Annotated in this window: 12 protein-coding genes; 7 read left to right on the forward strand and 5 right to left on the reverse strand. The window is 75.9% G+C overall.

From position 1 onward, the window contains the following. Position 1: 1 nt before the first annotated feature. The 4 genes from MLUT_RS19100 to hemE are packed head-to-tail and all read right to left on the reverse strand — an operon-like array spanning position 2 to position 4,846. A complete protein-coding gene (locus tag MLUT_RS19100; protein ID WP_010080569.1) occupies positions 2–1,351 on the reverse strand; it encodes a ferrochelatase in 1,350 nt (449 codons plus the stop codon). Beyond that, positions 1,351–2,067: a hydrogen peroxide-dependent heme synthase gene (hemQ, locus tag MLUT_RS19105; RefSeq protein ID WP_010080568.1), complete on the reverse strand. Its 717-nt coding sequence runs from the start codon at positions 2,065–2,067 to the stop codon at positions 1,351–1,353. The genes MLUT_RS19100 and hemQ overlap by 1 nt, the downstream gene beginning before the upstream one ends. 50 nt (positions 2,068–2,117) lie before the next feature. Then, a complete protein-coding gene (locus MLUT_RS19110; RefSeq protein WP_010080567.1) occupies positions 2,118–3,626 on the reverse strand; it encodes a protoporphyrinogen/coproporphyrinogen oxidase in 1,509 nt (502 codons plus the stop codon). After that, positions 3,623–4,846, reverse strand: a complete 1,224-nt coding sequence (hemE, locus tag MLUT_RS19115) for a uroporphyrinogen decarboxylase (protein ID WP_010080566.1) — start codon at positions 4,844–4,846, stop codon at positions 3,623–3,625. Before hemE ends, MLUT_RS19110 begins: the two co-directional genes overlap by 4 nt. Before the next feature lie 136 nt (positions 4,847–4,982). On the opposite strand from hemE, the gene MLUT_RS19120 reads away from it, so the two are divergent. The 5 genes from MLUT_RS19120 to MLUT_RS19140 all read left to right on the forward strand — a co-directional run bounded on the left by MLUT_RS19120 (position 4,983) and on the right by MLUT_RS19140 (position 11,082). After that, positions 4,983–6,335, forward strand: a complete 1,353-nt coding sequence (locus MLUT_RS19120) for a glutamyl-tRNA reductase (protein WP_010080565.1) — start codon at positions 4,983–4,985, stop codon at positions 6,333–6,335. Positions 6,336–6,360: 25 nt separating this feature from the next. Next, the gene (locus MLUT_RS19125) at positions 6,361–7,017 is read left to right on the forward strand and encodes a TetR/AcrR family transcriptional regulator (RefSeq protein WP_010080564.1); all 657 of its coding nucleotides are present in this window, start codon (positions 6,361–6,363) and stop codon (positions 7,015–7,017) included. 120 nt (positions 7,018–7,137) lie between these two features. After that, positions 7,138–7,362 (forward strand): DUF3107 domain-containing protein, encoded by a 225-nt coding sequence (locus tag MLUT_RS19130; RefSeq protein ID WP_010080563.1) that lies wholly within the window; start codon positions 7,138–7,140, stop codon positions 7,360–7,362. A 68-nt stretch (positions 7,363–7,430) separates the two neighbouring features. Beyond that, complete coding sequence (locus tag MLUT_RS19135) at positions 7,431–8,996, forward strand: RNB domain-containing ribonuclease (RefSeq protein ID WP_010080562.1); 1,566 nt, start codon at positions 7,431–7,433, stop codon at positions 8,994–8,996. Positions 8,997–9,246: 250 nt separating this feature from the next. Next, complete coding sequence (locus MLUT_RS19140; RefSeq protein ID WP_012751003.1) at positions 9,247–11,082, forward strand: DEAD/DEAH box helicase; 1,836 nt, start codon at positions 9,247–9,249, stop codon at positions 11,080–11,082. Positions 11,083–11,191: 109 nt separating this feature from the next. Here the strand turns inward: MLUT_RS19140 and MLUT_RS19145 are convergent, their stop codons facing one another. Further along, positions 11,192–12,052, reverse strand: coding sequence for a PHP domain-containing protein (locus MLUT_RS19145; protein WP_012751004.1), 861 nt, complete (start codon positions 12,050–12,052; stop codon positions 11,192–11,194). A 64-nt stretch (positions 12,053–12,116) separates the two neighbouring features. Here MLUT_RS19145 and MLUT_RS19150 point away from each other — a divergent pair, with 64 nt between their 5' ends. Together MLUT_RS19150 and MLUT_RS19155 are read left to right on the forward strand one after the other, a co-directional pair. Then, positions 12,117–13,715, forward strand: a complete 1,599-nt coding sequence (locus tag MLUT_RS19150; RefSeq protein ID WP_010080559.1) for an aminopeptidase P family protein — start codon at positions 12,117–12,119, stop codon at positions 13,713–13,715. Between the two features lie 33 nt (positions 13,716–13,748). Further along, positions 13,749–15,554 carry a pyruvate kinase gene (locus MLUT_RS19155; RefSeq protein WP_010080558.1) on the forward strand — a complete coding sequence of 602 codons (1,806 nt, stop codon included), beginning with the start codon at positions 13,749–13,751 and terminating at the stop codon, positions 15,552–15,554. The last annotated feature ends 4 nt before the right edge of the window (positions 15,555–15,558 follow it).

Genomic DNA, 15,558 nt, shown 5'->3' on the forward strand with positions numbered 1-15,558 from the left:
CTCAGGCCTCCTCGGCCGGGGCCGCGGCGCCCGCCTCGTGCTCGGCCAGCCCGCGCACGGTGGCGTCGACCGCGGACGTCGTCGGCCGCGTCGAGCCGTCCCGCATCACCTTGGCGCAGCAGTCCGGCCGGCACACGTCGTACCAGGCCGGGAAGCAGCCGGCCGCGGCGCGGCCCTCGCGCCGGCCCAGCCGCTCCTCCACGATGTCCACGAGCCCGGCCACGAACCGCGGGTCGGTGCCCGGGGTGGGGCTGCGACGGAACCCCACACCCAGCCCCTCGGCGGTCTGCTTGGCCTCGGTGTCGAGGTCCCAGACCACCTCCATGTGGTCCGAGACGAAGCCCAGCGGCACGACGACGAAGCCCGCCACGGCACGCCCCTGCGCGTCCGTCTCGGCACCCTCGCCCGCGAGGTGCTCCATCGCGTCGTTGATGTCCGGCTCGAGCCACGGCACCGAGGGCGGGCCGGAGCGCGACTGGTACACGAGCGACCACGGCACGTCCGCGGCCTCGGGCACGCCGGCGAGGATCTCGCGGGCCACGTCGAGGTGCTGCGCCGAGTACACGTCCGCACCCTCGTCGCCCGGCTCCGCCCCCGCCTGCGCGCGCAGGTCTGCGGCGAGGCCGCGCGGGCCGGCGGCGGCGGCGTCGGAGGTCGGGATCGAGTGGGTCGCGAAGAGCACGTGGATCCGCGCGTCGTCCCCCAGCTCCGCGCGCAGCGAGGCCAGGTCCGCGCGCAGGCCGTCCCGGAACGGCTCGATGAAGCCGGGGTGGTTGAAGTACTGGCGCGTCTTGTCCAGGTCCACCTTCCCGGTCAGGCCGGTCTGCTCCATGGCCATGCCCATGTCCTCCCGGTACTGGCGGCACGAGGAGTAGCAGGAGTACGCGGAGGTGGTGACCGTCAGGATGCGGCGGTGCCCGTCGGCGTGCATCCGCTTGAGGGTGTCCGGGAAGTAGGGCTCCCAGTTGCGGTTGCCCCAGTACACGGGCAGGTCCAGGCCGCGGGCGGCCAGCTCGGCCTCGATGGCCGCCTTCAGCGCGCGGTTCTGCGCGTTGATGGGGCTGACGCCGCCGTTGGCGCGGTAGTGGGTGGCGACCTCCTCGAGGCGCTCGTCCGGGATGCCGCGCCCGCGCGTGACGTTGCGCAGGAACGGGATCACGTCGTCCTGGCCCTCGGGCCCGCCGAAGGAGGCGAGCAGCAGGGCGTCGTAGTCCTTGGGGGCCATCACGCCGCACACGTCGTAGTCGACGCCGGCGGCGGCCTTCTCGGGCGCCCGGAGGGCCGGGGCGACGCCGGCGTCCGGGCCCGTGTGGACGGGCGCGTCGGCGCGGGGCTCGGGGGCGGCGGTCATCAGGCCAGCACCTCCGCGATCTCGGCGGTCTCCAGACGGCGTCCAGTGTAGAACGGCACCTCGCTGCGCACGTGCAGGCGGGTCTCGTTGTTGCGCAGGTGGCGCATCATGTCCACCAGGTCCGTCAGCTCGTCCGCCTCAAGGCCCAGCAGCCACTCCCAGTCGTTCAGGCCGAACGCGCTGGTGGTGTTCGCCCACACCTGCGGGAAGTCCTGGCCGAGCTGGCCGTGCTCGCGGAGCATGCGGGCCCGCTCCTTCGGGTCCAGCAGGTACCAGTCGTACGAGCGCACGAACGGGTAGAAGCACAGCCACTTCAGGGCCTTGCGGCCCATGGCGAAGGCGGGGACGTGGTCCTTGTTGAACTCGGCCATGCGATCGGCGCCCATGGCCGAGAGCACCATCGTGGTGCCCTCGAGCAGACGGGTGCGGCGCAGCTCGCGGATGGCGGCCTGCAGGTCCTCGGGCACCTGGCCGTACATCCACACCATGACGTCGCCGGCCTCGCGCATGCCCGAGACGTCGTAGACGCCGCGCACGGTCACGCCGGTCTCGGCCACCCGCGCGACGGCCTCGTCGAACTCCTTGGCGGCCTTCTTCGCGTCGCGGCCCTCCAGTCCCAGCCAGCCGGGCTCGCCCTGCGGGCGGGCGAACACGGTGTAGGTGGTGAACCAGTCCTTGCCGGCCTCGGCAGGGGTGGTGGTGCTGTCCTTGGTCATGGTCCTCTTCCTTGAGATCCGATTGTGTCAGGGGTGGTCTGGGGGCGAGGTCAGCCGGCGGGCGGCGCGTCGGCGCCGAGGGTGCGGTCCACGCCGGCGACGACGGCGGCCAGCCCGGTGCCGTGCACCCAGCTGCCCACGAGGTCGAGGCCGGGCACGTCCCGTGCCCAGTCGATCAGCGTGTCCGCCTTCGCGCGGTCGGGGCCGGCCTGCGGCGGGATGGAGCGGCGCCAGCGGGTGACGGTGCGGGCGACGACGTCCTCCTCCGCCAGTGGCACCCCGGTGAGGGTCGCCGTGTCCACGAGCGCCTGCGCCAGCAACTCCTCGTCCGCGCTGCGGTGGCCCAGGGCCTCGGGCCCGCCGCCCTGGCGGCCGTAGGACAGGCGCAGCACGTGGCGGTGGGGGTGGCGGGCGACGCCGTCCTCCTGCGGCCGCGCGACGACCTCGCGCAGCCACGCCCACTTGGCGGTGGCGTGGGTCAGGGCCTTGGCGGCCACGTCCGTCCCGGCGCCGACCAGCACTCCGGTGCCGCGTGGCGCGTCGTCCAGGCCCGCGGCCTCGACGACGAGCGTGGCCAGCGCGATCCCCTCGCCGAGGGCGGGGCCGGCGTCGGGGTCCAGGGCGTCGGCCGAGAGCGGGGCCAGCAGGTCCCAGGCGGTGACGCCGTCCACGGCCAGCACGACGCGGTCCACGTCGAGCCCGCGGACGACCTCGTCGTCCCGGTCCGAGATCTGGGCCCACCAGCCGCCGGTGGCGGGCACGCGGGACAGGGCGGCCACCCGCACGCCGCGCAGGACGGTGGCCCCGTCCTCGCGCAGCGCGTCGACGAGCCGGCCGGTGAGGCGGACCATGCCGCCGTCCAGCCCGGCCACGAGCGAGCCGGGGGTCCCGGTGGACCGCAGCGCGGCGACGCCCGCGGCCAGCCCGCCGTGCTCCACGGCGGCGGCGAGCAGGCCGGGGGCCACGCGCTCCAGCTCGACGACCGCGGGGTCGGCCGAGTGGACTCCGGCGACGACGGGGGCCACGAGGCGGTCGAGCACCTCGTCGCCGAGGCGGTCGGCCACGACCTGCGCGACGGTCACCGGTTCGCCGGCCGCGAGCGCGGCGGCCCAGCGATCCATGGGGGCCTCGGCATCCTGCCGGGCGCGCTCCAGGCCGGCCGGCGTGAGGGCGGCGGCGAGGTCCTCGGCGTCGAGGTCGCCGGGGATGCCGGCGATGCCGAGGCGCGGCGCACGCACGGGGCCGGCGGGACCGTGCAGCCACGAGCCGAGGGGCTCGGGCGCGACTATCTTCTCGGCCAGCCCGAGCTCCTCCAGGAGCGCGCGCACGGCGGCGCCGCGGACGGCGAACGACTCGGCGCCGCCGTCGAGTTCGAGGGTCTGGGTCTCGGGGGCTCCGGTCTCGCCGTGCGAGGGGACGTCGAGGAAGCGCGGGGAGACCGCGCCCCCGAGCACGGAGGTGGCCTCGGCGAGGGTCACGTCCCAGCCCGCCGTGGACAGCCGGTGGGCCGCGACGAGGCCGGCGATGCCGCCGCCGACCACGAGCGCCGTGCCGCTCATGCGCGCACCTCCCGCTCGGTGGCGTCGACCCCCGGTGCCGGGTCCTGGCCCTCCCGCTCCGGCACGGGCAGGGAGTGGATCAGCTCGACCACGCGGGTCAGCACGGCCGCGTCCGTCTCCGGCGGCACGCCGTGGGCGAGGTTGACGACGTGGCCGGGCGCGACGGCGCCGGAGGCGACGACGTCGCGCACGTGGGCCTCGAGGACCTCCCACGGGGCGGCGAGCAGGGCCGGGTCGATGTTGCCCTGCAGGGGCACGGCGCCGCGTCCGTCGGGGCCGGGGTTCGCGCTGAGCCGGCGGTGCGCCTCGGCGAGCGTGAGGCGGTGGTCCACGCCGACGGCGGTCGCGCCCGCGTCACGCATGTGGTGCAGGAACTCTCCGGTGCCCGTGCCGAAGTGCAGGAGCGGGGCGCCGTCGGGGACGCCGGGCCCGGCGAGGTCGGCCACATGGGCGAGGGCCGCCGTCGAGTGCGGCTGCACGTGCTCGAGGTAGTCGTCCGCCGAGAGCGAACCGGCCCACGAGTCGAACAGCTGCGCGGCCGAGGCGCCGGACTCGAGCTGGGCGCGCAGGAACTGTCCGGACACGGTGGCCGCCCAGCCCGCCAGGGCGGCCCAGGTCTCGGGGTCGGCGTGCATCATGCGTCGCGGGCCGAAGTGGTCGCGGGAGGGACGGCCCTCCACCATGTACGCCGCCAGCGTGAAGGGGGCGCCGGCGAAGCCGATCAGGGGGCGCGGGCCCAGCTCGGCGACGGTGGCCGCGACGGCCTCGCGGATGACGTCCAGGGCGGCGTCCTCGAGGACGGGCAGCGCGGCGACGTCGTCGGGGGTGCGGACGGCCTGGCCGAGCACGGGGCCCACGCCGGGCTGGATCTCCACGTCCACGCCCGCCAGGCGCAGGGGGACCACGATGTCCGAGAAGAAGATCGCCGCGTCGACGTCATGGCGGCGCACCGGCTGCATCGTGATCTCCCGGACCAGGTCCGGCATGAGGCAGGAGTCGAGCATCCCGATCCCCTCGCGCACCCGGCGGTACTCGGGCAGCGACCGGCCGGCCTGCCGCATGAACCACACGGGGTGGCGGTCGGGGCGCTGGCCGCGCAGCGCCCGGAGGAGCGGGCTGGCCACGGTCGAGCGTGACGGATCCTCGGTGCGCAGCGGGTGCTCGGCGGGCAGCGCCGGGACGGCCGCGGGGGTCTCGGGGGTGTGGGACAGGGCGGACATGCCCCCAGTGTCCCACCGGTCGCCTCGCGGTGGCACATCCGCGTCCTCCGTGAGCGCCGTCACACTGGCCGACGGCGCTCGGGTCAGGTCCGCCTTCCCGGACGGGCGGGGCGGTCGGGGCTAGACTTGGCCCGCTGTGACTGTCTTCTCTCTCGTCGCCTCCCACCATGATCTGGACCTGGACACGGTCGCCCGCCTCAGCGCCGGCGCGACCGGGGTCGGGCCCGCCCTGCCCGGCAGCGGTGCGGCGGGCGCCGTCGTGCTGGCCACGTGCAACCGCGTGGAGATCTACGCCGAGGCCGACGGGGCCGGCGTCGAGGCCGCTCGCGCGGGGTTGCTGTCCGCCGTCGCCGCCTCCACCTCCCTGCCCGACGAGGACGTGCACGCCGCGTTCCGCACACTCGACGCCGACGCCACGGCCCGTCACCTCTTCGAGGTCGGCGTCGGACTGGACTCCGCCGTGGTGGGCGAACGCGAGATCGCCGGTCAGGTCCGGCGCGCCCTGACGGCGGCCCAGGAGGCCGGCACCGCCTCGGGTCCGCTCGTCCGCCTCTTCGAGTCCGCCACGCGCACGGCCAAGGACGTCGGCTCCCACACGGCGCTCGGCGCGGCCGGCCGCTCGGTCGTCTCCGTCGCCCTGGACCTCGCGGAGGAGCTGCGCGGTCTCACCGACGCCGCGGCCCAGCGCGACTTCTGGGCCGGGGCCACCATCCTGCTGATCGGCACGGGCGCCTACGCCGGCACCACGCTCGCGCAGCTGGCGGACCGGGGCGCGACCACCGTCGGCGTGCACTCGGCCTCAGGCCGCGCGGAGCAGTTCGTCGCGGACCGCGGCGGCTGGGCCCTCGCGCTCGGCGGCGAGGCCGTGGCCGGCGCCGTCGCCGAGGCGGACGTGATCATCGGCTCCTCCGGGGGCGAACGCCAGATCAGCCCCGAGCGCCTGCAGGAGCTGCGCGAGGGCGGACGGCGCCCGCTCACGGTGGTCGACCTGGCCCTCTCGCGCGACTTCGACCCCGCCGTCGCGGACCTGCCGGACGTCGACCTCATCACCCTCGAGTCGGTGCGGCTGGCCGCCCCCGAGCAGGCCCAGGTCGCCGTCGCCGAGGCCCGCGCGCTCGTGGACGACGCCGTCGAGGAGTACCGCGCCGCGCAGCGCGGCCGCAGTGCCGACGCGGCGATCAAGGCCCTGCGCCGCCACACCCTCGGCGTGCTCGACCGGGAGCTCGAGCGCGTGCGCGCCCGCCACGGCTGCACGGCGGCCGCCGAGGAGGTGGAGTTCGCCCTGCGCCGCATGGTGAACCAGCTCCTGCACGAACCCAGCGTGCGCGCCAAGCGACTCGCCGCCGAGGGCCGGCTCGACCGCTACGAGGACGCCCTCGAGGCGGTCTTCGGGATCGAGGCCCCCGGCCGCCCCGCCTCCGAGGTGGGCACGGTCGAGGCGGCCTGCCCCGCGCACGAGGACGAGGGCGGCGCCGCGCGCATCGCGTGAGCCCGCGCCGCGCCAGGAGGACCCCGTGACCGCCCACCCCGCCGCCACCGCGCCCGACGAGCCCGGGCGAGGCCGTCGTCTGCCCCGGCACGAGCGTCGCCGCCAGCTGCTGGACTGCGCCCGCGCGGTCTTCGCCGCCGAGCGGTACGCGGGGGCCTCCATGGAGCAGATCGCCGAGCGGGCCGAGGTCTCCAAGCCGGTCCTCTACCAGCACTTCCCCAGCAAGCACGAGCTCTTCCTCGAGCTGCTGGACGCCGAGGTCGCGAGCCTGCGCACGCTCCTCGAGGCGGCGATGGACACCCGCCGGGACAACCGCGAACGGGTGCGGGCCACCGTCGCCGCCGTGTTCGAGTACATGGCCTCCCCCGAGCGGACCCACCGCCTCATCTTCGACTCCGGCATCGACGGGGACCCGGAGGTGCGCACGCGCAGCGAGGCCGTCCACCGGCTGCTCTCCTCCGAGGTCGCGCGCACCATCCGCGCGGACACCACCGTGGCCGAGGCCGAGGCCGAGGTGCTCTCCCGCGGACTCGTCGGCTACCTCCTGGGCGCCGCCCGCCACTGGGCGGACCGGCTCGACGCGGACGCGCGCCCCGCCGCGGCCGAGATGGCCCGCACGGTGGACGCGCTCATCTGGCGCGGCCTCGCCTCGCTGCCCTCCGCGGATGACGCCCAGCGCTGACCCGGCCGTCCGGCCCGTTTCGCCCGCGGGTGAACCTCGGGGGCGCCCGTCCACCCCGCCGAGCGGTCCCGTAGGCTGACGGGGGACCGCACAGGACGCGACGAAGAGAAGAGGTTCCCCATGGAGATCCGCATCGGTGTGCAGCACGTCGGCCGCGAGGTCGTCATCGACAGCGAGCAGTCGGCGGACGAGGTCCGCTCCCTCGTGGACGCCGCCGTCTCCGGCGGCACCCCGCTGGTCCTGGCGGACGCCAAGGGCCGCCAGGTGGTCGTCCCCGGCGACCGCATCGGCTTCGTGGAGATCGGCGCGAAGAAGTCGGGCCCGCTCGGGTTCGCCGCCTCCTGACCCGCCCGCACGCCCCGGTGATCCGCCGGGGCGTGCGTCGTCTCGGCCCCCTGCCCAGGAGCATCGCCATGTCGCCTCACGCCCTCGGCCTCCGCGGCCCCGCCGACCCGGCCCTGCTCGAGCGCCTCGCCGCCCTGCGGACGGAGCTCGAGCTGCCGCCGGCCTTCCCCGCCCCCGTCCTGGCCGAGGCGGAGGTGGCCGCTCATGAGGTGCACGCGGGCCTGGCCGCGAGTCCGGACCACGCGGACCGCACGGTCCTGCCGTTCGTCACCGTGGACCCCGCCGGCTCCACGGACCTGGACCAGGCCCTGCTCCTGACCCCCGCCGACGACGACGGCATCCTGGTCCGCTACGCGATCGCCGACGTTCCCGCCTTCGTGGCCCCGGGCGGCGCCGTGGACGCCGAGGCCCGCCGCCGCGGCCAGACCGTCTACCTGCCCGACGGCCGAGTCCCCCTGCACCCGGAGGTGCTGAGCGAGGACGCCGCCTCCCTGCTGCCGGACCGCGAGCGCCCGGCATTCATGTGGACGTTCCTGCTGGACGCCGCGGGCGCCGTCGTCGAGACCGGCCTCGAACGCGCCCGCGTCCGCTCCCGGGCGCAGCTGACGTACGGGCAGGTGCAGGCCTTCCTCGACGCGCAGCCGGGGGCACAGGCGCCGACGACGCCGCGCCCCGGGGTCACCGACGCGGACCGGGCCGCCGCCGAGGGGTGGCCGGCCGAGGTGCGCGACTCGCTGGCGCTGCTGCCGGAGGTGGGCCGACGGCGGGCCGCACAGGAGGCCGCCCGCGGCGGTGCCTCCCTGAACCTGCCGGACCAGGAGGTCCGTGTCACCGAGGACGGGGCGCACGAGCTCGTGCACCGGGCGCCGCTGCCGGCGGAGGAGCACAACGCCCAGCTCTCCCTGCTGACCGGCATGGCCGCGGCCGAGCTGATGCTGGCCGCCGGAGTCGGGATCCTGCGCACGATGCCGGCGCCGGACGCCGACGCCATCGCCGCCTTCCGAGAGCGCACACACGCCCTGGGCGCCCCGTGGGACGAGGGCCAGGACTACGGCGCCTACCTGCGTTCCCTCGACCCCGCCGACGCGCGGCACCTGGCGGCGCTGCACGCGGCCACCGGGCTGTTCCGCGGCGCCGGGTACACGGCCTTCGACGCGCAGGCCGAGGACCCGGCCCTGCGCACACCGCCGGCCGAACCGGCCCAGGCCGCGCTCGCCGCCCCCTACGCCCACGCCACCGCTCCCCTGCGCCGGCTCGTGGACCGCTTCGTCCTGGCCCTGTGCCACGCCCACGCCATCGGCGCCCCCGCCCCCGCGTGGGTCCGCAGCGCCCTGCCCGCGCTGCCCGCCCTCATGGCGGACTCGTCGCGCCGGGCCTCGGCCGCGAGCCGGACGGCGGCGGACCTCGTGGAGGCGGCGGCGCTCGAGTCCCGCGTCGGCGCGGAGCTCGAGGGGATCGCGGTGCGCGAGGCGAAGGACGGCACGGAGGTGTGGTTGCTCGATCCGGCCGTGAGCCTGCGGGTGCCGGGCAGCGTCCCGGCGGGCACCCGGGTGCGCGTGCGGATCGAGGGCGTGGACCGCGCTTCGGGTGCGATCACGGCCGCGGGGGTAGACTGGCCGCACAGCTCACGCTGACCCAGGATGACCGGTCGCTCTCTGATCACCCTGACCCGCCGCCCGCGCCCCTGACGCCCGGGACGGCACCATGACCTGCCGGATCCGGCACGGCCCGCCGCGCACGGCGCGCCCGCCCGGTTCCACGGGGCGCCGCCCGTCGGCCGCTCCGCGTGCTTGCCTCGCGATCGGCTTCCGCTTGAACCGCGCGCACGGCGGAGCCGGGCCTTCCGCCCGCCGTGACGACGCCCGACCAGGAACGCGAGTCGCCATGACCCAGAACTCCGAGCACACCCCCGCCTCCGCCGACCTCGACCCGACGGTCGCCGCGATCGCGGAGGACATCGTCACCGAGGACGCCGCCCCCGTGGCCCCCGAGCAGACCTTCGCCGACTTCGGGGTGCACCCCGCGATCGTCGAGGCCCTGGAGGCCAAGGGCATCGTCCACCCCTTCCCCATCCAGGCCATGACCCTGCCGGTCGCCCTCGGCGGCCACGACATCATCGGCCAGGCCAAGACCGGCACGGGCAAGACCCTCGGCTTCGGCATCCCCGCGCTGCAGCGCGCCATCGGCCCGGGTGAGCCCGGCTGGGACGGCCTCGAGGCCAAGGGCACCGCGGGCGCCCCGCAGGCCCTGATCGTCGCCCCGACGCGCGAGCTCGCCGTCCAGGTGGCCGGCGACCTCACGGCCGCCGCGGCCCGGCGCCCCCTGCGCATCGCCACCATCTACGGCGGCCGCGCCTACGAGCCGCAGATCGAGGAGCTGCAGCGCGGCGTCGAGATCGTCGTCGGCACCCCCGGCCGCCTCATCGACCTGATGCGCCAGCGCCACCTGCGCCTGGACCTGGTGAACACGGTGGTGCTGGACGAGGCCGACGAGATGCTGGACCTCGGCTTCCTCCCCGACGTCGAGACCCTGCTCGCCGCCGTCCCGGCCGTGCGCCAGACCATGCTGTTCTCGGCCACCATGCCGGGTCCCGTGGTGGCGATGGCGCGCCGCTACATGACGCAGCCGACCCACATCCGCGCGGCGGACCCGGAGGACGAGGGCCTGACGAAGAAGGACATCCGTCAGCTCGTCTACCGCGCCCACCACATGGACAAGGACGAGCTCGTGGCCCGCGCCCTGCAGGCCGAGGGCCGCGGCCGGACCATCATCTTCACGCGCACCAAGCGCACGGCCGCCCGCGTGGCGGACGAGCTGACGGCGCGCGGCTTCGCGGCCGGCGCGCTGCACGGCGACCTCGGCCAGGGCGCCCGCGAGCAGGCGCTGCGCGCGTTCCGCAACGGCAAGGTGGACATCCTCGTGGCCACCGACGTCGCGGCGCGCGGCATCGACGTCGACGACGTCACCCACGTGTTCAACTTCCAGGCGCCGGAGGACGAGAAGACCTACGTGCACCGCGTGGGCCGCACGGGCCGCGCCGGCAACAAGGGCGTGGCGGTGACCCTCGTGGACTGGGAGGACATGCCGCGCTGGTCCCTGATCGACAAGGCGCTCGGCCTCGGCCAGCCCGAGCCGGTGGAGACCTACTCCTCCTCCCCGCACCTGTTCTCCGACCTCGGCATCCCGAAGGGCACGAAGGGCCGTCTGCCGCAGGCCAAGCGCGTGCTCGAGGGCCTCGAGGGCGAGACGCTCGAGGACCTCGGCGGCCCCGAGGCGAAGCAGCGCGACGGCGGCCGCGGACGGGGTCGCGAGGGCGGTCGGTCCCGCGACGGCGAGCGCGGCGGCCGTGAGGGCGGCCGGGGCCGCCGCTCCGGCGAGGGTCGTGACGCGGCGCGCGGCGGGGGCCGCGGCGAGCGCTCCGAGCGCTCTGGCCGGGGTCGTGGTGAGGCACCCGCCGAGCAGCGCGCCGGGGCCCGCAGCCGTGGTGAGGCACCCGCCGAGCAGCGCGCCGAGGGCCGGGGCCGTGGTCGCGGCGATGGTCGCGAGCGCACCGCCTCGCGCTCCGAGGCCCCCGCGGCCCGCACGCCGGAGCCGGTGGCCGGCGTCGAGCTCACCGACGCCCGCCGGGCCGAGCGCGCGGAGGCCCGGGCCGAGGCCCGTCGTCGCCGGGGCGGCCGCACCCGCACGCGCCGCCGCAACGGCGAGGTCGTGGACGGCTGACAGTCCCTCCCGGGCCCCCGGGAATCTTCTGCGCGAATGACCCTTCCGACCGCCGTGCAGGCGGCCGCAAGGGTCATTCGCGCAATGGATCCTCCGCCGTCGCCCGGGCTCAGCCGCGGATGATCGCCGTGCCGGTGCCCTGCCGCTCGATCTCGGCGAGCACCTCTGCGCCCGTGCTGTGCTCGCCGATCGGATTGGGCTTGCCGGTGCCGTGGTAGTCGGACGAGCCGGTGACGAACAGCCCGTGCCGGTCCGCGAACGCGCGCAGCCACGTGCGCTCCTCCGCCGGATTGTCCCGGTGCTCGACCTCGACCCCGGCCAGTCCGGCCTCGGCCATCTGCTCGAACACCTCGTCGCCCACCACGCGGCCCCGCATGCGCGCCCGGGGATGCGCGAACACCGGCACCCCGCCGGCGGCCCGGATGAGCGCGACCGCCTCGGCCGGGTCCGGGGCGAAGTGCGGCACGTAGTACTTGGACCGGCCGGCGAGGATCTCCGTGAACGCCGCGGAGCGGTCCGGGACGGCCCCGATCGTCACGAGGGCGTCGGCCAGGTGGGGCCGGCCGATCGTCGCGTTCTCCGCCGCGTGCTCCTGGACCAGCTCCCACGTGATCGGGAAGTCCGCGCCCAGGCGCCGCACCATCTCCTGCGCCCGGATCAGCCGCGCGTCGCGGGCCAGGCCGACCTCCCGCAGCAGGGCGGGGTCCTCGGGGTCGTGCAGGTAGCTGAGCACGTGCACGCTCACGCCGTCGGCGGAGGTGCAGGACATCTCCATGCCGGGCACGAGCGTCAGCCCGGTCTCCCGCGCGGCGTGGGCGGCCTCGGCCCAGCCGGCGGTCGTGTCGTGGTCGGTGAGCGCGAGGCCGTCCAGCCCGACCCGCGCCGCCGCACGCACCACGTCGGCCGGCGGCTCGGTGCCGTCGGACTCGGTCGAGTGCGTGTGCAGGTCGTAGCGGGCCATGGCGGCCATGGTACCGAGACCCGCGCGCGGCGGCCCCGACCTGCCCGCGCCCACCGGTGCCATGATGGAGGGCATGACCGATGCCGCACAGCACCCCGCCCAGACCACCCCCGACCAGCCCGCCGCCGCCCCCGAGGCGGGCGCCGACGGCACCGGCGCGGTGAACCCCCAGCCGCTGGCCGAGCGCGTCGACAACCGCTCGCAGCGCCCCGCCTCGAACGCCTTCCGCGACTTCATGGCCTCCGACTGGGCGCCCTCGTCGCAGGCCCTGCCCGACCCCGACGCCTCTGCCCCGTACGCCGCCCGGCGGCGGGCCGCCGTGTCCGCGCGCTTCCCGGGCGAGCGGATCGTGGTGCCGGCCGGCCGCCTCAAGGTCCGCTCGAACGACACCGACTACCGCTTCCGCGCGCACTCCGCGTTCGCCCACCTGACGGGCCTCGGCGTGGACCACGAGCCGGACGCCGTGCTCGTGCTCGAGCCCACGGACCCGGGCGCCGGCGACGACGGCACGGACCACACCGCCACCCTGTACTTCCGTCCCCTGGCCGGCCGGGACACCGAGCAGTTCTACGCGGACTCGCGCTCGGGCGAGTTCTGGATCGGCCCCCGTCCGACCCTGGCCGGCCTGGCCGCCCGCACGGGTCTGCGCACGGCGGGGCTCGAGGAGCTCGAGTCCGCCATCACCAAGAACGTGGCCGCGGACGGCACCGCGGTGCGGCTGCTGGCCGAGACCGACCAGGACGTGGACGCGCTGCTGGCCGCCGTCCGGACCGAGGCCGGCGTGGACCTGGCCGCCGCGGCCGAGGCCGACGCCCAGACCGCCGAGTTCCTCTCCGAGCTGCGCCTGGTCAAGGACGCGTGGGAGGTCGAGCGGATGCGCGCCTCGGTGGCCGCCACGATCGCGGGCTTCGAGGACGTCGTGCGGGCCCTGCCGCGCGCCGTCGGCCACGACCGCGGCGAGCGCGTGGTCGAGGGCGCCTTCTTCGCCCGCGCCCGCCTCGAGGGCAACGACCTGGGCTACGACACGATCGCGGCCTCCGGCAACAACGCCACGATCCTGCACTGGATCCGCAACACGGGCGCCGTGCGCCCGGGTGAGCTGCTCCTGCTCGACGCCGGCGTCGAGGACGACTCCCTCTACACCGCGGACATCACCCGCACCCTGCCCGTGTCCGGCACGTTCACGGACGTGCAGCGCCGCATCTACCAGGCGGTCCTCGACGCCGCGGACGCCGCCTTCGCGATCGTGCGCCCCGGCATCCGGTTCCGCGAGCTCCACGCCGAGGCCATGCGGGTGCTCGTCGACCGCCTCGACGGCTGGGGCCTGCTGCCGGTCTCGGCCGAGGTCGCGCTCTCGGACGAGGGCCAGCACCACCGGCGCTGGATGCCCCACGGCACCTCGCACCACCTCGGCCTCGACGTGCACGACTGCGCGCAGGCCAAGCGCGAGCTCTACCTGGACGGCGTGCTCGAGCCGGGCATGGTCTTCACGATCGAGCCGGGTCTGTACTTCAAGGAGGAGGACCTGGCCGTGCCGGAGGATTACCGCGGCATCGGCGTGCGCATCGAGGACGACATCCTCGTGACCGAGGACGGGGCCGAGAACCTCTCCGCGGTCCTCCCCCGCACCCCGGACGAGATCGAGGCCTGGATGGCGCGGCTCCAGGCGTGATCCGGCGCGGAGGGCGCCCCTAGGGTTCGGACCATGGGTATCGACCTGACCACCGAGCTCACCGCCCTCCGCGACCGCCTCCTCTCCGCCGAGGCGGAGCACGCCGACCTCATCTCCCGCGTCCGGGAGCGCCACCGGGCCTCGGCCCGGAACCTCGTGCACTACGTCGCCCTGCGCGGCACCGACCTGCGGCCCCTGCAGGAGGCGCTGAGCGACGCCGGACTGTCCTCTCTGGGCCGCATGGAGGCCGGCGTGCTGGGCCACGTGGACGCGGTGCTGGCCGCCGCCCGCGCGCTCGACGGCGACCCCGCCCCCGCGCCCGAGGACGACGCCCTGACCTCCGCCGAGGGCCGCGCCATCCTCGCCCGCAACGCGGCGAGCCTGCTCGGTCCGGCCCGCGGCGACCGGGACGCGCGCATCATGGTGACCATGCCCTCCGAGGCCGCCACGGACCCGGAGCTCGTGGCCCGGATCGCCGAGGCCGGCATGGACCTGGCGCGCGTGAACTGCGCCCACGACGACGAGCAGGCGTGGGCCGCCATGATCGCGGCGGTCCGCCGGTGCGCCGGTGCGGGCCGGCCCGCGCCCCTGGTCGCGATGGACCTGGCCGGGCCGAAGGTGCGCACGGGCCCCATCGAGCCGGGACCGCGCGTCGTGAAGGTGAAGCCCGCCCGGGACCTCTCCGGGACCGTCACCGAGCCCTCCCGCGTGTGGCTCACCGCCGGGACCCATGACGCCGTGGCCGCGGCTCACGGGCCGGAGGGCGCCGTCGTCGTGCCGCTGGCGGCCCCGGAGGGGACGACCCTGGCGGGCCTGCAGCGCGGCGACGAGATCGAGCTGACCGACGCGCGTGGTGCACACCGCAGGCTGGAGGTCGAGCAGGTGGACGGCGAGGGCGTGCTCGTGCAGGCGGACAAGACGGTCTACTGGGCGACGGGCACGGCGCTGACGACGCCGCACGGGCCGCTCGAGGTCGGGCCGCTGCCCCCGCTCGAGCAGTCCATGCGCGTGCACGAGGGCGAGGAGATCGTGCTGGCCCGCTCGCTCGAGCCGGTCCCCGCGGTCGACACGCCGCCCTACCGGATCGGCCTCACCCTGGCGCAGGCGTTCGCGGATGCGGCGGTCGGCGACCGGGTCTCCCTCGACGACGGACGGATCGGCGCGCGGATCACAGCGGTGTCCGCCGACGAGATCACCCTCGAGGTGACCCAGGCCGGCCCTCGCGGGGCGAAGCTCAAGGCGGAGAAGGGCGTGAACTTCCCGGACACGTACCTGGCCATCCCGGCCCTCACGGACGAGGACCTCGCCCACATCCCGTTCGCGGCCCGCCACGCGGACATGGTGAACATGTCCTTCGTCCGCTCGGCCGAGGACGTGGCCCAGCTGATCGACGCGCTCGAGGCCGAGGACGCACCGGACGTGGACATCACGCTGAAGATCGAGACGGTGGAGGCCTTCCGGCAGCTGCCGCGGATGCTGCTCGAGGCGATGCGCTGGCGGGACGTCGGGGTGATGATCGCCCGTGGCGACCTGGCGGTGGAGGCCGGCTTCGCACGGATGGCCGAGCTGCAGGAGGAGATCCTGTGGCTGTGCGAGGCGGCGCACGTGCCCGCGATCTGGGCCACCCAGGTCCTCGAGTCCCTCGCCAAGACCGGCCTGCCCTCACGGGCGGAGATCACGGACGCCGCGATGGCGCAGCGGGCCGAGGCCGCGATGCTGAACAAGGGCCCGTACATCGACCGCGCCGTCACCGTCCTCGGCGACATCCTGGGCCGGATGCACGGTCATGCGAGCAAGAAGCGCGACATGCTCCGGCGGCTCGAGTCCTGGTCCCTCTGACGGG

The sequence above is a fragment of the Micrococcus luteus NCTC 2665 genome, from assembly GCF_000023205.1.
Lineage (GTDB): Bacteria > Actinomycetota > Actinomycetes > Actinomycetales > Micrococcaceae > Micrococcus > Micrococcus luteus.

What these genes read in the sequence shown, in the direction of transcription:
- MLUT_RS19140 (WP_012751003.1), top strand. Translation starts at nt 9,247, where the DNA reads ATGACCCAGAACTCCGAGCACACCCCCGCCTCCGCCGACCTCGACCCG.
- MLUT_RS19130 (WP_010080563.1), top strand. Translation starts at nt 7,138, where the DNA reads ATGGAGATCCGCATCGGTGTGCAGCACGTCGGCCGCGAGGTCGTCATC.
- MLUT_RS19110 (WP_010080567.1), bottom strand. Translation starts at nt 3,626, where the DNA reads ATGAGCGGCACGGCGCTCGTGGTCGGCGGCGGCATCGCCGGCCTCGTC.
- MLUT_RS19155 (WP_010080558.1), top strand. Translation starts at nt 13,749, where the DNA reads ATGGGTATCGACCTGACCACCGAGCTCACCGCCCTCCGCGACCGCCTC.
- hemQ (WP_010080568.1), bottom strand. Translation starts at nt 2,067, where the DNA reads ATGACCAAGGACAGCACCACCACCCCTGCCGAGGCCGGCAAGGACTGG.
- MLUT_RS19150 (WP_010080559.1), top strand. Translation starts at nt 12,117, where the DNA reads ATGACCGATGCCGCACAGCACCCCGCCCAGACCACCCCCGACCAGCCC.
- MLUT_RS19145 (WP_012751004.1), bottom strand. Translation starts at nt 12,052, where the DNA reads ATGGCCGCCATGGCCCGCTACGACCTGCACACGCACTCGACCGAGTCC.
- MLUT_RS19135 (WP_010080562.1), top strand. Translation starts at nt 7,431, where the DNA reads ATGTCGCCTCACGCCCTCGGCCTCCGCGGCCCCGCCGACCCGGCCCTG.
- MLUT_RS19100 (WP_010080569.1), bottom strand. Translation starts at nt 1,351, where the DNA reads ATGACCGCCGCCCCCGAGCCCCGCGCCGACGCGCCCGTCCACACGGGC.
- hemE (WP_010080566.1), bottom strand. Translation starts at nt 4,846, where the DNA reads ATGTCCGCCCTGTCCCACACCCCCGAGACCCCCGCGGCCGTCCCGGCG.